Here is a 16442-nt window from a genome sequence, read left to right as displayed (position 1 = left end):
GTGCATCAGCCTACCAATCCTGCCTGGGATCGATCAGACGCGCTGGATGTCGCCGGGCAGTCCTTCCGGAGGGCGGGGGACGGCGTTGCGGGGTCGGGCCCAGAGCATGGCTCTGCGCTCGACGAGCACCCAGCTCAGCCACGCGAGGATCAGCGTGACGAGCGCCGCGGCGAGCATGTAGAGGCCCAGGCCCCACGTGGCCACGCCGACCAGCACCAGGAGCTGCTGCACCGGCCACGCGTAGATGTAGAAGCCGTAGCTGACGTCGTCGCGGGCGATGACGCCCGGTTGCGGCACCACCGCCGAGAGCCAGAGCAGGCCGTAGGCGAGCAGCGGCGCCGCCGCCTGCCCGCCCCAGTGGGGCACGCCGACGATCAGCAGCGTGGCCAGCACCAGGCTCGCGACCCCCAGCACCGCGCTGATGCCGGAGCGTTCGACGATGAAGTACACGAACGCCCCTCCCAGGAAGAACGGAGCGAGCTTGGCCAGGAGCACGAAGCTCCCGTCCAGCCCAAGCCGATCCGCAGCAGGGATCGCGATCCACATGATCAGGCTCAGGACGTACACGACGCCTGCCAGCGCGGCGTTGCGCCGGAAGAGCGCCAGACCCCCGAGCAGCCAGACGATCATGTAGCAGCAGAATTCGTAGAACAGCGTCCACAGCGAGCCGTTCCATGCCCCGGGGTAGGGCACCGACTGCAGCGTCGCGCCGATCGTGTAGGTGTCGATGTAGAGGGTGAGGTTCGCCCAGACGTACTGCAGCGGCGTGACCGGCGTGGTGAGGAAGCCGGCGAGCGTGCCGTGCTCGATCAGCGCGGCAAGCGGGGCGAAGACGAAGGCCGTCGCGACGAGGCAGACCAGGAACGCCGGGAAGATGCGAGCGATGCGGTGCAGCAGATACGACGCCGCCGTGGTGCGCAGTCGGCTGCGTGTGATGAGGAAGCCGCTGAGCACGAAGAACCCGGCGACCGCCCAGCCACCCAGATTCTCGCCATGGAGGTGGGGACCCTCGCCGGCGCCTGCGATGTAGTACGAGTGGGCCACGAGGACCAGGGCTGCCAGGATCAGCCGGAACATGTTCAGGCTGTTCGCGCGGTAGGGATAGGGCGAGCCTCGCAGCAGGGTGCGCGCGTTCACTTGAGGAGGTTCCGCGCCGCCATCTCGTCCAACGACCGCTGGTACGTGTCGCCCTCGACCGGCTCCTGCAGCACCCACTGAGCGAAGGACCGGACGCCCTCCTCGAAGGCGACGGCGGGGGTGTAGCCCAAGACCTCGCGCAGGCGGGTGGTGTCGGCGATGTTGTGGCGGATGTCGCCGAGCCGGTAGTTGCCGGAGACGCGCGTGGGGACCTCGGTGCCGTACGCGGCGAAGAGCGCCTGCACGACGTCGAGGACGGTGGTCGGGACCCCGGAGCCGACGTTGAACACTCCACCGGCTGCCTCGGGACGTGTGGACGACAGGAACGTGGCCTCGACGACATCGTCGATGTAGACGAAGTCCCGCGACTCCAGGCCGTCCTCGAAGATGTTGATCTCCTTGCCCTGGCGGATCAGGGTGGAGAAGATCGAGAGGATGCCGGTGTAGGGGTTCTTGAGTGATTGCCCGGGCCCGTAGACGTTCTGATAGCGCAGGGCGACCGGCTCGATCCCGATCGTCGGGCACACCGTCATGATGAGCGACTCCTGCATCTGCTTGGTGATGCCGTAGACGCTCGACGGGTGGAGCTTGGCGTCCTCCGCCGTCGGCACGACCGTCAGCGGCCCCTCGCCGGCCATGTGCACCTCGAAATCGCCCGCTGCCATGTCCACGTCCGAGCGGTGCGGAGGGAAGACGGTGCGTCCGTCCTCAGTGAGGTACGAGCCCTCGCCGTAGATGGAGCGGGACGAGGCGATGACGACGCGCCGCACGGCGTGCTCGGTGTTGGCGAGCAGGTCGAGCAGCTTGGCGGTGCCGGCCATGTTCGTGTCCACGTAGCGGTCGATCTCGTACATCGACTGTCCCGTGCCCGTCTCCGCGGCAAGATGGACGACCACCGTGGCGCCGCGCAGTGCGCGACGCAGGTCGTCGGTCGAGGTGACGGTGCCGCGGATGACCTCCGCGACCCCATCGAGGGACCGCAGCAGCGGTGAGGTCCGCTCGGGGTCCTCGCCGTGGACCTGCGGGATGAGGGCGTCGAGCACCGTTACCGTGTGTCCGCTGCCGGCCAGCCGCGCCGCCAGGCGGGATCCGATGAAGCCGGCCCCGCCGGTGATCAGGACATGCTCCGCCATCTGGTGCTCCTGGTTTCTGCTCTCGCGTTCCGCCGCGTCAGAGGAAGACGTGGGCCAGCGTCGATCTTATCCCGGCGGGTGTGCCGTGCCGCAGGAGGCCGGGAAGTTCCGCCATCGCGTGCAGGCGCGAGAACAGCCTCAGTCGCGCGGTGGCCGCGGTGCGCCGCCAGCCCTTCGCCTGCGCGAGCAGGCGTGCCTGCCGGTAGTACGAGCGCTCGTCGCGGAAGCGCCGCCCGTCGAGCAGCGCCTTCTGCGAGGCGGACCCGCCGTGCCTGCGGTATGAGAACGCCACCGTCGGGTTGTACGCGAGGGTGCCGCCCTCGAAGGCGATATCCATGAGCAGGGCCAGGTCCTGGATGATCGGCAATCCATCGCGGAAGTCGATCCGGCGCAGCGTGGAAGTGCGGAAGGTGAGCGACGGCCAGTAGAGCCAGTCGCCGCGGATCAGGCTGGTGGCCATCGCCTCCCCTCGGAGGACCGCGATGCCGGAGGCGCCCCTCGGGGCGAGCATCCCCTGCTTGACCCGGTCGACGAGGGGGCGGACGAGCTCGCCGTGCTCGTCGATGACATCGACGCCTGGCTGGATCACGTCGGCATCCGGGACCGCCGCGATCGTCCGGTTGATCACGTCGACGTAGTCGGGGTGCAGCAGGTCGTCGCATCCGAGGATGGTGATGTAGGGCTGTGTGGCTCGCCGGATCGCCTCGCGGTAATTCTCGGTGATCCCGAGGTTCTGCGTGTTGCGGGTGTACGTCACCCGATCGTCGTCGAGGTCCCTGAACCAGGCGGGAACCGACTCGTCCGGATAGCAGTCGTCGATCACTTCCAGACGCCAATCGGGGTTGCGCTGGCCACGCACCGAATCGACGGTGCGGAATAGCAGATCGGGGTCGCCCCAGTAGGGGATGAAGATTTCGAGAGTCATGGCGTTCCCAGCCTACGAAATCGGCGCCCGATAGACTGACCGGGATCGGCGAACCGCCGTCGCCCCGACCCGAAAGCACTCCGCCATGGACCTCCTGATCGTCGGCTCCGGCTTCTTCGGCCTCACGATTGCCGAGCGGGCCGCATCCGCCGGCCGCCGAGTCACCGTCATCGACCGTCGCCACCACATCGGGGGCAACGCCTACAGCGAGAACGAGGTCCAGACGGGGATCGAGGTCCATCGGTACGGTGCGCACCTGTTCCACACGTCCAACGCGACAGTCTGGGAGTACGTCAACAGGTTCACCGCGTTCACGGACTACGTGCACCGCGTCTACACCAATCACAAGGGCGTCGTGTTCCCCCTGCCGATCAATCTCGGCACGATCAACCAGTTCTTCCAGGCGGCGTACTCACCCGACGAAGCACGGGCGCTGGTTCAGGAGCTCGCCGGCGAGTTCGACCCGCGTGACGCGCGCAACCTCGAAGAACGCGCCGTCGGGCTCATCGGGCGCCCGCTGTACGAGGCGTTCATCCGCGACTACACAGCGAAGCAGTGGCAGACGGATCCGAAGGATCTGCCGGCCGAGGTGATCAGCAGGCTCCCCGTGCGCTACACGTACGACAACCGCTACTTCAATGACACATGGGAGGGTCTGCCGGTCGACGGTTACACCGCCTGGCTTGAGCGCATGGCCGATCACCCGAACATCGACGTGAAGCTGAACGTCGACTTCTTCGACGCGACACAGCCGCTCAACAAACAGGCCACCGTCGGTCGCGTCCCCGTCGTGTACACCGGTCCGGTTGACCGCTACTTCGACAACGTCGAGGGCGAGCTCTCGTGGCGCACACTCGATTTCGAGGAGGAGGTGCTCGAGGTGGGGGACTTCCAGGGCACCTCCGTCATGAACTACGCCGATGCCGATGTCCCGTACACCCGCATCCACGAGTTCAAGCATTTCCACCCGGAGCGGTCGGGACGCTACCCCGCGGATCGCACCGTCATCATGCGCGAGTACTCGCGGTTCGCGACGGACCAGGACGAGCCTTATTACCCCGTGAACACGGCGACGGACCGAGAGCGGCTGCGACGGTACCGCGAACTGGCCAAGGGTGAGCAGGGCGTCCACTTCGGCGGGCGCCTCGGTACCTACCAGTACCTCGACATGCACATGGCGATCGGTTCGGCATTGTCCATGTGGAACAACCAGCTGGCGTGATGTCCGACGTCCTCGCCACCCGTTCCGCATCGCGGAGGGCGCGGAGTCAGCCCTCGACGCCCCGGCGCCGTGACGTGGACGGGCTGCGGGCCCTGGCCATCGCGCTCGTGGTCGTGTACCACGTGTGGACGACGCGGGTGTCGGGGGGCGTCGACGTCTTCCTGATGATCTCGGCGTACTTCCTCACCGCGTCGTTCATCCGCCGGGCGGAGTCTGGGGCACCACTGCGACTCGGCACCTACTGGCTGGGGCGCTTTCGTCGCCTCCTGCCCGCCGCCGCCGCGACCCTGGTGGGCGTCTTGGCGCTGGTGTGGGCGTTCTTCCCGTCGGCGCAGTGGCCGGATCTGCGGCGCCAGGTGTGGGCGTCCCTGCTGTACGTGGAGAACTGGGACCTGGCGGCGTCCGCCGTGGACTACTACGCGCGCGACACGGTGCTGCCCAGCCCGCTGCAGCACTTCTGGTCCCTGTCGGTGCAGGGCCAGGTCTTCCTGCTGTGGCCGCTGCTCATCCTGCTCTGCCTGGCGGTGGCCCGGCGGCTGTCCGCGTCGCCGCGGGCTGCGCTCGTGGTGCTGTTCGCAGCAGTGTTCGTCGGGTCACTGACCTACTCGGTCATCACGACCGCGACCAACCAGACGTTCGCCTACTTCGACACCTTCGCGCGCCTGTGGGAGTTCGCCCTCGGCTCCCTGCTAGCTCTGCTTGCACCGTGGCTCAAGCTTCCGGACATCGTCGCTGCCGCCCTGGGGTGGCTGGGGCTGGCGGCGCTGGTGCTGTGCGGGGTCGTGCTCGATGTCCAGGGCGGGTTCCCGGGCTATCTCGCGCTGTGGCCGACGCTCGCCGCGGCGGCGATCATCGTCGCCGGTGACGCCGCGCCGCTCTCGGGTCCGGCCCGCCTGCTTTCGACCCGGCCGCTGCAGCGACTCTCGGGGGTCGCCTATGCGCTGTACCTCGTGCACTGGCCCGTACTCATCACCTACATGCTGATCACCGAATCGACGGAGGTGGGGCTGCTCCCCGGAGCCGGGATCGTCGCGCTCTCGTTGCTGCTGGCATCCCTCATCACCCGCGGCGTAGAGAGGCCGGTGGCGCGCGCGCTCGCTGACGCCCCATTGCGGCGGGCCGCCGTCGCGATCGCCGTCTGCGTCGCTGTCGTCGCGCTCCCGTTGACGTCGTGGCAGATCGTTGAGACGGTGCGCGCGAACGCGCTCTCGGCGCAGCCGAACCCGGGGGCTGCCGTCCTCTACGACCCGCCAGCGCCGGAGCCGGCCGCGGATGCGCCGCTGCTCCCGCTCGGTACCGACGTCGGTGCGGAGTGGGTCGCGCTTGACGGCGAATGCACGGGCGCGCTGGCGCCTACGGCCGACGCGCTCGACGGATCCTGCCTCGCGACGGACGTCGCCGACCCGCAGCGAACCGTCCTGGTCGCGGGGGACTCGCACGCTCAGCAGTGGATGGGAGCCCTCGAGCCGCTCGCGAAGGAGGAGGGCTGGCGCATCGTCGCCCTGCTGAAAGCAGGATGCGCGCTCGCCGAGGACGAAGCCCCCATTCCCGGGGTCGAAGGCTGCGAGAACTGGCGTGAGGCCGTGGTGCAGTACGCGGCGGATCTGCGCCCTGACCTGGTCGTGCTCATGGGGACGAAGTCAGTGCCCGACTCCGATGACGAGAGGATGCTGCGCGGACTCGACCGCACGATCGAGCGCCTGCGTGACTCCGGGGCAGCGGTGCTGGCGCTGCGGGACAACCCGAGGTTCGACGACGACATGTTCTTGTGCGTCGAGGAGCACGGACGCGACTCGCCGGCGTGCGTTCGGGATCTCGCCGATGTGATGGCGCCCGTGAACCCCGCGAGCCGCGTGGCCGACGAGCACGTCGCCGTCGCGGACCTCACCGGTTACCTGTGCCCGGACGGTGCCTGCCCCGCGGTGATCGGCGGTGTCGTCGTGTACCTGGACGACAACCACCTCACTCGCTCGTACGCCCAGACGCTCGCGCCGCGGCTCCGCGAGGAGATCGCCCGTCTCACCGGCTGGTGATCCTCAACCGTCGCCCACCCCGGAGCCGATGAGCCGCTCCGTGAGGGGGCGGGCCAAGCTCGCCGCGAACGATCGCGTGAGGTGGTTGTCGTCGGTGTAGACGACAAGCCCTCCAATACGCCACAGGCAGCGCTCGTCGGTGCAGAACATATCCGTGAGGTCCACGACCGGCGCGCCCGCCAGGTCGGCAGCTGCCCGCATGGGGTCCGCGAAGCCGGCGGCCTCTCGCGGCAGGTCGCAGTCTCGTGCGCCAGGGCTGGCCAGGCAGTCGATCGCGCCGGGAGCGCCCAACTCGGGCACGCCGCGCACCTCCGGTGGATCCGCCAGGACGACCACGTTCTTCCCTGCCTGCTGGAGCGCGCGGATCGTTTCTTCGACGGTGGCGGCGCTCAGCGGATGGTCTGCAGGGTCCTCTGAGATGTACAGCCGGGTGCGGTTGGTGAAGACCACGTCTGTGATCGTGGGGTCGGCGAGGAGCTCCGCCACCACGGCGGCGGTCGGCTGCGGACACAGTTGGCCGCCGACGGGGTCGAATCCCCACGCGCCGCCGATGGGCGCGGCAGACACCAGTGGACAGCCGGAGACCAGGTAGGTCGTCAGCCCCCATCCTTCGCTCCGCGCCGCCCGTTCGAACGCCTCCACCCAGCGCGTCGCGTGAGAGTCACCCACCAGTGCGAGGCGGGTGGTCCCTTCCGCCGCCACGAGGTCGCACCGGCGGTATGACGTCACCTCTACGGTGATCTCGCATGCCCGCACCTCCTCGGTGGGCAGGTCGGCGGCGAAGGACACGACCGGCGCCGCCATTGCGACCTCGTCGGCCGGCCCACAGCCCTCGGTATCGGCCATGGCTTCCGCTCCCCAGCACGCGACCGGCTGGGCCGGCGGCGTCGGCGGCGGCGGAACCGTCGAGAGCGCGAGGGGCAGGGAGGCTGCCGTCACCGCGCCCATGGCGGCGAGCGTCGACAGCAGGGAGCGCCGCGGCGCACCACGGGCCAGCCATGGCAGGCTGCGGACGGGGTCCTCCACGAACCGCTTGGAAGCCCAGCCGAGCAGTAGGGAGGCGCAAAGTATCGCGATCGCCTCGGGAACCGAGATGCGATGGCCGGTGAGGTACGGCAGGAGGACGATGAGCGGCCAATGCCAGAGATAGACGCCGTAGGAGATGTCGCCGACGAACTGCACCGGCCTCAGGGCCAGCAGGCGGGTCGGGGCGCCGACGGCGGAGGGCGTCCCCGCGGCGATGACGAGCGCTGTGGCCAGCACGGGCAAAGCGGCGGTGGAGGAGGGGAATGGTGTCGAGGCGTCGAAGAGCATCATCGTCGCCCCGATGGCGGCGAAGCCGAGCCACGAGACCGCCGCGGCGGTGCGCGGGCGGAACCAGACCGGTCGGCGCCGCAGGCCCAGTGCGAGCAGAGCTCCCGCACCGAACTCCCACGCCCTGGTGAACGTGGAATAGTACGCCACGTCCGGGCTCGCCGCGGTGAACAGGACAGAGTACGCGAAGCTCGCTACCGTCACGACCACGATGGCGCTGGTCATGCCCTGCAGACCACCGCGCCGCAGCCGCATGGCGAGCGCCGCGCCGCAGACCAGCAGCACCGGCCACACCACGTAGAACTGCTCCTCCACCCCCAGCGTCCAGAAGTGCTGCACGGGCGAGGCAGCGTTGGACATCGCCATGTAATCGACCGACTGGGCGGCCATGGCCCAGTTCTGCACGTAGAACGCCGATGCGACGATCTCCCACCCGAACTGCGACCAGCGGGTGAGCGGCACCCACAGGTACACCGCTGCCGCGGTGACCGCCAGCACGAGCAGAGATGCCGGAAGCAGGCGCCGCGCCCGCCGGGCCCAGAACGCCGGCAGCGAGATGCGCCCGTGGGTGCGGTACTCCCGCAGCAGATGGTCGGTGATGAGGTAGCCGGACACCACGAAGAAGACGTCGACTCCGACGTACCCGCCGGTGAGGCGGTGAGGCCACAGATGGAACAGCAGGACGCCGAGCACCGCGAGCGTCCGGAGGGCCTGGATCTCCTTGCGCGCCGAAGGTGGGGCGACGGACCTGCGCGTGGGGTGGCGCAGGGGAGAGAGGGGGAGATCGAACCGGGTCACAGGCATCCGCAAGGTCGAGGGACGAAAGCACTTCAGATTACGCGCTCGCGTCCCTCTGAGGCGGACCGCGGAGCGATTCGCCAGATTGCGCGCAATAGGATCGACCCTGTGAGCTCAGTGCGGACAGTCGGCGCCCCCGGGTCGCTCCGGCGCTACCTGCACTCGCTGTGGTTGCTGACCGCACGCGATCTGAAGGTGCGCTACGCGACGAGCGCGCTCGGCTACCTGTGGTCGGTCCTCGATCCGCTCGTCATGAGTGGCATCTACTGGTTCGTCTTCACGCAGATCTTCAACCGCGGCGTCGGTGAGGACCCCTACATCGTGTTCCTCATCACCGCGCTCCTGCCGTGGGTCTGGTTCAACGCGTCGGTGAACGACTTCACCCGCGCGTTCAACAAGGACGCGCGGCTGGTGAGGTCCACCGCGATCCCGCGTTCTATCTGGGTGAATCGAATCGTCCTGAGCAAGGGCATCGAGTTCCTGTGCTCGCTCCCGGTGCTGATCGGATTCGCGGCCTTCGCAGGCGCGCAGGCGGGCTGGGGGTTGCTGTGGTTCCCATTGGCGGTGCTGCTGCAAGCGATGCTGCTGGTCGGACTCGGGCTCATCATCGCGCCCCTGTGCGTGCTGTGGGCGGATTTGGAACGCACCACCCGTCTCGTGCTGCGCGCGCTCTTCTACGCGTCCCCGGTCATCTACAGTGTCCACGACCTGCCCGCTGCCTTCGCCGACATCGCGGTGATCAACCCACTCGCCGGCATCTTCACGCTGTACCGTGCCGGGTTCTTCCCCGACCAGTGGGACACCCCCGCCGTGGTCGGATCGGTGTGCGTCAGCGTGCTCGTGCTGGGAGTGGGCATACTGGTGTTCCGCCGTCTTGAGCCCGCAGTTCTGAAGGAGCTGTGATGGATCAGGAGTTCGCGATCGAGGCGAGGGACCTCGGGGTGCGCTTCCGCCGCGGCAGGCGCGGCGGACGCAACGTCAAGGACCTGTTCGCAGGGAGGTCTCGCCGCATCCGTGCGGGAGAGTTCTGGGCGTTGCGCGACGTCTCCTTCACGGTCCGGCCCGGCGAGGCGATCGGCGTCGTCGGGCGCAATGGTCAGGGCAAGTCCACGCTGCTCAAGCTCGTCGCGGGCGTGCTGCTGCCCGACGTCGGCGCCGTGACCGTGAACGGCGGCGTGGCGCCCCTCATCGAGATCACGGGGGGGTTCGTCGGCGACCTGACGGTGCGCGAGAACGTCTACCTGACCTCGGGGCTACACGGAATGACTCGCGCCGAGGTGAACCGCCGTTTCGACCGCATCATCGAATTCGCCGAACTGGCCGACTCCGTGGACACCCCCTACAAGCACCTCTCCAGCGGGATGAAAGTTCGCCTGGCCTTCGCCGTGGTGTCACAGTTGGAGGAACCGACTCTGCTCGTCGATGAGGTGCTCGCCGTGGGCGACAAGGCCTTCCGTGAGAAGTGCTATCGCCGAATCGACGAACTGCTGGCCGACGGGCGCACCCTCTTCTTCGTCAGCCACAATGAACGCGACCTGCGGCGTTTCTGCACACGCGGGCTTTATCTGGACAAGGGGCGACTGGTGCTCGACGCCCCGATAAACGACGTACTGGATCGGTACAACGCCGACTACAACGCGGTCTGATCGCGGATGTCGCTGGGGGTAGCCTTGATCTTTGCTGTGTTTCTGAGTGGATGGCTGATGAACGCGTGAATATTCGATCGTTGACGGGGGTGGCGCGCACCCGGCTCAATCTGCTGCGCGCCGGCGAGCCGCGGCGGCAGTTCTACCTCGTCTCCCCCGCGGGGGTCCCGAACTTCGGGGATGAGTTGCTCGCGCGAGCATGGCTCGATTGGCTCGCCGCGCGACACCCGCAGGCGGACGTCTGGCTCGACTGCATCGAGCCGGGCAGGGCGGCTCACCTCTTCCGCGACACGCACCCCCGGTTGCGGGTGACCAACACCCTCTGGCAGTTAGCACACGGGAACGCCGCCGGCGTGCTCAAGACCGACGCGCAGCGTGCGCGGGATGCTGTCGTCGAGCTGGGGACCCCCCGTCTCGACCTCGGCCTGGAGGCGATGCGCTCCATGTCGTCGATCCATGTCCTCGGCGGCGGGTACCTGAATACGCTATGGCCGCTGAACCTCTCCATCCTCTCTGCGTTGGCATCGCTAAAGTCGACGTTCGGTACACCCCTTTTCGCCACCGGGCAGGGGTTCCTGCCCCAGAACGTGGCCAGTGCAGAGCTCATCAGACCGCTCCTCGCTCAGTTCGACTATGTCGAATCGCGGGATGCTGAAGGAGCACAACTCTTCGATGTGCGCGAAGGTCTGGACGACGCGTTCCTCGCGTTCGCGAACAAGAGAGCGGTGTTCGCCGAATACGAGACGCCCGACGTGATGGTGCTCGTCCAAGGCGACTTCTTTGCGCCGGGCAGCGAGGAGCGTGTGGTTCGCGCCATCGACGCATTCGCGAGTCGATACGCGCGTGGTCGCTCGATCGGTTTCGCCGAGGCGCTTCCCCCGGACGATGCCCGTTTCGTCACGACATCGTCCGACACGCTCGTGTTCCCCTTCATGCGGATGTGGCAGGAGGGCGTCCCTGCTCGCCCCGGACAGACCTGGCTCGCGTCGCGATTCCATTTCCATTTCCTCGCGGCCGCAGCAGGAGCGAAGGGGGTCGCCATCAGCGGGGCGCCGGGATACTACGACGTCAAGCACGCGTCGATGCAGCGGACCGGCACCGGATGGCCGATCGAATCCGCGGAGCAGTGGATGAACGGCCGACTGCCCGAACCCGGCGTCAACCCGGGGTTCGCGAAGCTGGACGTGCCCCGACTGGCGGCCCGCAAGGCCGCCCTGGCTGAGTCGCTCTACGGCTGAAGGCGCGGCAGCGGCGGCATCGGCTTCCAGGAGCGGTCCTTCGCGATGCGCCGCCCGTCACGGATGCCGCGGAAGAGGTTCGACGTTCCCCGCACGGTGCGCTCGACGAACAGCAGGCGGATGATCTCCTTGCCGAAGGTGAGCGCCGTGCCGAGCCCGAACAGCACCGGGTTGTAGACGCCGAGCGAGCGGTAGTACTGCTTGATGTAGCCGCGGTTGCGCATGATGTAGTAGCGGTACGCGTTGCTCGACGCGTTCATGTGGCGGATGCCCATGTCCCACTGCTTGATCTCGCGCGTGCGGCGCAGCACGAACTCGTCGACGATCACGGCGGTGGTCTTGCGCGACGCGAGCCAGCCGTACATCTGGTCGTCCCAGTAGATGAAGAACCGGGGGTCGGGCAGGCCGATCTGCGCGACGATGTCGCGGTGGATGAACATGCCCTCGAAGCAACCGGAGTTCATCTCCTTGTACCCTGACTCATCGAATCCTGCCGGGGCGAACGGGATCGGGATGGCGAGGGGCTCGGCGATGCGGTACTGCCAGTAGAACTCGCTGCCGTCGTAGTCGTAGCGCCGCCCCTGGATGGACTTGAACCGCGGTGCCCAGGCGCCCATGCGGGCGAGACCGTCGGGCAGGACCTCGACGTCGTCGTCCATCATCCAGATCCACGTGGAGCCCAGATCGTAGGCGATGCGCATGCCTTCGCTGAAACCGCCCGAGCCGCCGGTGTTGGTGTCGAGTCGCGTGTAGACGATCTCGGTGCCGATGCGCTCTCGGAACGACTCGACCACCGCGGTGGTGTCGTCGGTGGAGGCGTTGTCGACGATGACGACGTGCCCCGGCTTCGGGTCCATAGCCACGATGCTCGCCAGCAGCCTGGTCAGCAGCGACGACCGGTTGAACGTCACGACGGCGATCGTCGCCGACGCAGGGTCGAACGGCGTGGCGGCGGGGGTGTGGGAGGGAAGCGGCATGGCCCGACGATCCTACCCCGGCCGTCTGTCCGATCCCTGCGGGAGGTCCCCGAGCGGAGGCAGGCCGGTGCCCCGCGCCGCCTCGTCGATGCGTTCCCGCCACGAGCGGGACTGGCCGGCGCGGACAGCGCAGAGAACGAGCATGAGCCAGCCGTAGCCGGCGATCGTGAAGCTCTCGAAGATGGAATCCACGAGCAGTGCCACGAGGATGAGCGGAGTCCAGGCATAGACGATCGACCGGCGCTCGCTGGCGACCAGCCACGATCGCACGAACGCGATTCCGGCCAAGACGGTGAAGAGGATGAGCCCCACCCAGCCGACCTGCAGCAGCACGTCGAAGTACGTGTTCAGCGCGGAGCGGTGGCTCTCGCGCAGGATGTAGTTGAGAGTGCCGTAGGGGAACTCGTCGTTCCAGGTGCCGCTCCAGCCCCAGCCTTGTATGGGGCGGGCCCGCACGAACACGACGATCTGGGCCCAGAGGTCTGCCCGCGTGGAGAAGTCCCGCGCCGCCCCGATCCAGGCGATGATCGTATGCCGCGCGAGGTACGCGACGGCCAGCCCCACGATCAGCGCCCCGCCGAAGACCCACTGCACGGTGCGGCGGCGGATCGGCGGGGTGTGGCGCACGATGGCGAGCGCGCCGGTCGCGGCGGCGACGGCGACGGCCAGCACCAGCACGGTGGGGGAGTCCGACAGTGCGGCCAGCACACCGGCGAGGATCGCCGAGTACAGCGACACCCCGGGCCGCACCGACATCGTGCGGTACTCGACGAGGAAGGTGATGAGGGCGAGGACCGCGATGAAGCCGAGCGAGTTGCGGGTACCGAAGATGCCCTGCACGGGGCCGAGCGCGGCGATGTTCCCCTGGATTCCGAGGAACCGGATGGGCATGTCCAGCAGGATGCCCGCGAGCACCTCGACCGCCAGCGACACCGTGAGGAGGACTCGCATCACATCACCGAGGGCACGGGCGGTCTGCAGGGTGTCGCGCACGTGGGAGATGACCACGGCGAGGAACGCGAGCGCCACCAGAGCGGTCCACCCGGCCAGGGTGGCGGCGGCATCCTGACTCCAGGTGACGCTGACGAGCACCCAGGCGAGGAAGACGATGAGCGTCGTCGGAGCGAGCCGCAGCACCGAGATCTCGCGTCGCCTGGCGCTCAGCATGGCCGCGCCGACCACGCACAGGCCCGCGAGGATCGTGACGTAGGTGATGCGGCTGGTCATCCGCTCGATCGCGAACCCGGCGAAGACGGCACCGAGGGCGGCGTAGGTGAAGGCACTGGCCATCGCCGCCGACGACAGCATGGCAGCGAACCCCCGCTCGCGGCCGCCTGCGCGTGCACCGCCCGTCATGTCACCCGCTCGACGCGCTCGCCGCGCTCGAGTGCCAAGGTCTGCTCGGCGGGTCCGACCCCCACCAGCGGCGACTGCTTGATCTTGAAGCCGAACATCACCACCGCGAGCCACCCCCACAGCACCAGCGGGCCCGACTCGGCCAGGCCCTGCACGAGCAGCATGGCGCCGGTCAGGGTGGGCAGCAGGGTCAGCGGCGAGTAGGGGCGGTCGGCGCGCAGGTCCCAGCGCGGCCGGTCGACGGCGAAGAACCACGAGCGCCAGATGAAGGCGAGGTAGGTCATCGCCATGAGCACGACCCCGATGACACCGAGCTGCAGGAACACGTCGATCCACATGTTGTGGGCCTGCATGACCGTCTGGCCGTGGTCGACGATCCAGCCGTCGAATGCCGCGTCCCACGGCATCCACGGACTCGCGAAGCCCCACCCGGCCACGGGGCGCTCGCCCGCCCGCTCGAGCACGTCGCCCCAGATGCGCTCGCGGCCGGTGAGGTCGGCGGAGCGGCCGAGCATCTCGAAGATGCGGTCCCGCAGCACCCACGCCGCGGTGAGGCCACCGACGGCGATCACCGCGTATCCGAGGTAGTAGCGGGTGCGCCCGCCCGGGCGCTTCGCGGTGCGCATGAGCAGCACCGTGACGAGCACGACGAGCACGACGGCCGCTGCGAGGAAGGCGGTGGCCGACCCCGCACGCACGAAGAGGTACAGCGCGGCGGCCATCCAGGCGATCAGCAGGGGCCGGCGCGGCGCATGGGCGGCGTAGCGGATCGCGAAGACGATGAGCGCCAGCAGGGCGGCGTAGGCCAGCAGGTTCGCGTTGCCGAAGATGCCCTGGATGCGGCCGCCGTCGAACAGGTTGTCCCGCGACCAGTACACGATCGGGTCCTCGGCATTCTCGACCGGGATGACGAACCTCGGCAGCAGCGGGCCGCCGATGAAGACCGACACCCAGACCTCGAAGAGGATCGAGAGGGCCACGACCCATTTGCACGCCGACGCGATCGCGCGGACGAGCTCCCGCCAGGTGAGCGCGGCAGCCACGAACATCCCCTGCAGGGTCGTGATGGCCAGCAGCAGCAGCGTCACCGCCGTCGTCGCCGGCCACGCACTCCACAGGAGCGACAGCAGGGCGAACAGGACGTAGGCCAACGCGAACCAGGGGAGCCTGCGCCACTGCACCGGCGGGCGCGCGACCGCCCAGACGATCGCCGACACGACGCCCGATCCGATCGCCACCACCGTCGTGACGATCTCCCCCGTCGCCAGGACCCAGGCGGTGCCCGCCATGGTCGTGAACAGCACGAAGACGCACCAGGCACGCAGCAGCAGCTCGCCGGTCCGCTCGCGCACCGGCGCCGCCGGGGGCGCGGAAACCGGATGCTGGGTGTGGACGGCCATGGTGTGTTCAGGTTACCGCCCGGCTCCGCGTCGGCGCTGTGGTGCGGGCCTAGGCTGAGGGCGTGCTGGTTCCGCTCTCCAACAGCCCTCGCGACTACGCCTGGGGCTCGCCCACACTCCTGGCAGACTTCACCGGACGCACCCCGTCCGGCAGCCCCGAGGCCGAGATCTGGTTCGGTGACCACCCCGGCTGCCCGAGCACGGTCGACGACGGCTCCGGCCGGACGCTGGACGTGTGGCTGGGGGAGCGGGGCGCCGCGCCCCTGCCGTATCTGGTGAAGCTCCTCGCCGCCGGATCGTCGCTGTCGATCCAGGCGCACCCTTCGGTCGCCGAGGCGCGCGAAGGATTCGCGCGGGAGGAGGCCGCCGGCATCGCCCGCGACGCCCCCGAGCGCCTCTATCGCGACGACAACCACAAGCCCGAGATCGTCGTCGCCGTCAGCGAGACGTTCCGTGCCCTCGTCGGGCTGCGCCCGCTCGCACAGACGCGACGGCTGGTCGCCGCGCTCGGCTCGTCGGCAGGGCCCGCAGCGCTGGCGGAGCATCTCGCCGGTGAGGATGAGTCGGCGGCGATGCGCACGACGCTCGCCTGGGTGCTCGGCGGCGATGCGCAGGCCGAGGTCGAGGACATCATCGCCGCGGTGCGCCAGGCGGCAGCCCCCGAGTTCTCAGCGGAGCTGGCGGCGCTGCGCCGTATCGCGGATGACTTCCCCGGCGACCCCGGTGTCGTGGTGGCGCTGCTGATGAACCTCGTCGAGCTGCAGCGGGGACAGGCGCTGTACGCGCCGGCCGGGGTGCTGCACGCCTACCAGGACGGCCTGGGGCTGGAGGTCATGGCTGCGAGCGACAACGTGCTGCGTGGCGGTCTCACGCCCAAGCACATCGACGTCGCCGAGCTCCTGCGCATCGTCGACACGACGCCGGGACCGGCGCCGGTGGTGGTGCCCTCCGGTGACGTGCTCGATGTCGGCATCCCGGACTTCGTCGTCACCCGTGCACTGGTCGACGGCGAGGCGCGTGTCGCGCTTCACGGCCCCGCGATCGCGCTGACGGTCCGTGGCGAGGTCGAGGTGGCCGGCGCGGGTTCGGGCACATCGTTCACGCTGCACCCCGGCATGGCGGCCTACGCCGACGCGGACGAGCGCGAACTCGTCTTCCGGGGCGCGGGCGAAGTGTTCCTCGCGCAACCCGGCATCGGCTGAGGAGATTCTGGGTGGATCGACCCCGCGACACGCCGCAAAACACGCGGTGAACGTTGAAGTC

13 protein-coding genes are annotated in these 16442 nt (G+C 68.7%); 6 read left to right on the top strand and 7 right to left on the bottom strand.

Annotation, left to right across the window (positions count from 1 at the left end; genetic code table 11):
• Positions 1–33: 33 nt before the first annotated feature.
• Genes H9651_RS06205 through H9651_RS06195 form a run of 3 tightly spaced genes read right to left on the bottom strand, consistent with a single transcriptional unit; the run spans position 34 to position 3195 of the window.
• Positions 34–1137 (bottom strand): acyltransferase family protein, encoded by a 1104-nt coding sequence (locus tag H9651_RS06205; RefSeq protein ID WP_191718405.1) that lies wholly within the window; start codon positions 1135–1137, stop codon positions 34–36.
• Positions 1134–2270, bottom strand: a complete 1137-nt coding sequence (locus H9651_RS06200) for an NAD-dependent epimerase/dehydratase family protein (protein ID WP_191718404.1) — start codon at positions 2268–2270, stop codon at positions 1134–1136. Before H9651_RS06200 ends, H9651_RS06205 begins: the two co-directional genes overlap by 4 nt.
• 37 nt (positions 2271–2307) lie before the next feature.
• A complete protein-coding gene (locus tag H9651_RS06195) occupies positions 2308–3195 on the bottom strand; it encodes a glycosyltransferase family 2 protein (protein WP_191718403.1) in 888 nt (295 codons plus the stop codon).
• A gap of 85 nt (positions 3196–3280) precedes the next feature.
• Between H9651_RS06195 and glf the strand changes: the two genes are divergently transcribed.
• A complete protein-coding gene (gene glf / locus H9651_RS06190) occupies positions 3281–4417 on the top strand; it encodes a UDP-galactopyranose mutase (RefSeq protein WP_191718402.1) in 1137 nt (378 codons plus the stop codon).
• A 74-nt stretch (positions 4418–4491) separates the two neighbouring features.
• On the top strand, positions 4492–6450 hold the full coding sequence (locus H9651_RS06185; protein WP_191718401.1) for an acyltransferase family protein: 1959 nt from the start codon (positions 4492–4494) through the stop codon (positions 6448–6450).
• Between the two features lie 3 nt (positions 6451–6453).
• On the opposite strand, the gene H9651_RS06180 is transcribed toward H9651_RS06185, so the two are convergent.
• Positions 6454–8562, bottom strand: a complete 2109-nt coding sequence (locus tag H9651_RS06180) for an acyltransferase family protein (RefSeq protein WP_318244780.1) — start codon at positions 8560–8562, stop codon at positions 6454–6456.
• Positions 8563–8679: 117 nt separating this feature from the next.
• Between H9651_RS06180 and H9651_RS06175 the strand changes: the two genes are divergently transcribed.
• From H9651_RS06175 to H9651_RS06165, 3 genes are read left to right on the top strand one after another with little or no spacing between them, the layout of a single operon-like run.
• A complete protein-coding gene (locus H9651_RS06175) occupies positions 8680–9465 on the top strand; it encodes an ABC transporter permease (protein WP_404803001.1) in 786 nt (261 codons plus the stop codon).
• Complete coding sequence (locus H9651_RS06170; RefSeq protein WP_191718397.1) at positions 9465–10208, top strand: ABC transporter ATP-binding protein; 744 nt, start codon at positions 9465–9467, stop codon at positions 10206–10208. The genes H9651_RS06175 and H9651_RS06170 overlap by 1 nt, the downstream gene beginning before the upstream one ends.
• Before the next feature lie 50 nt (positions 10209–10258).
• Positions 10259–11446, top strand: coding sequence for a polysaccharide pyruvyl transferase family protein (locus tag H9651_RS06165; protein ID WP_191718395.1), 1188 nt, complete (start codon positions 10259–10261; stop codon positions 11444–11446).
• Here H9651_RS06165 and H9651_RS06160 read toward each other — a convergent pair.
• From H9651_RS06160 to H9651_RS06150, 3 genes are read right to left on the bottom strand one after another with little or no spacing between them, the layout of a single operon-like run.
• Positions 11437–12423 (bottom strand): glycosyltransferase family 2 protein, encoded by a 987-nt coding sequence (locus H9651_RS06160; protein WP_191718393.1) that lies wholly within the window; start codon positions 12421–12423, stop codon positions 11437–11439. The genes H9651_RS06165 and H9651_RS06160 overlap by 10 nt on opposite strands.
• Positions 12424–12435: 12 nt before the next feature.
• A complete protein-coding gene (locus tag H9651_RS06155) occupies positions 12436–13779 on the bottom strand; it encodes an O-antigen ligase family protein (protein ID WP_191718391.1) in 1344 nt (447 codons plus the stop codon).
• On the bottom strand, positions 13776–15179 hold the full coding sequence (locus H9651_RS06150; RefSeq protein WP_191718389.1) for an O-antigen ligase family protein: 1404 nt from the start codon (positions 15177–15179) through the stop codon (positions 13776–13778). Before H9651_RS06150 ends, H9651_RS06155 begins: the two co-directional genes overlap by 4 nt.
• Before the next feature lie 62 nt (positions 15180–15241).
• On the opposite strand from H9651_RS06150, the gene manA reads away from it, so the two are divergent.
• Positions 15242–16381: a mannose-6-phosphate isomerase, class I gene (gene manA, locus H9651_RS06145; protein WP_191718387.1), complete on the top strand. Its 1140-nt coding sequence runs from the start codon at positions 15242–15244 to the stop codon at positions 16379–16381.
• Positions 16382–16442: the final 61 nt, after the last annotated feature.

The sequence above is a fragment of the Microbacterium pullorum genome, from assembly GCF_014836535.1.
Taxonomy (GTDB): domain Bacteria; phylum Actinomycetota; class Actinomycetes; order Actinomycetales; family Microbacteriaceae; genus Microbacterium; species Microbacterium pullorum.
Note: the sequence above shows the minus strand (reverse complement) of the source record. Positions and strands in the feature narration are given on the sequence as shown.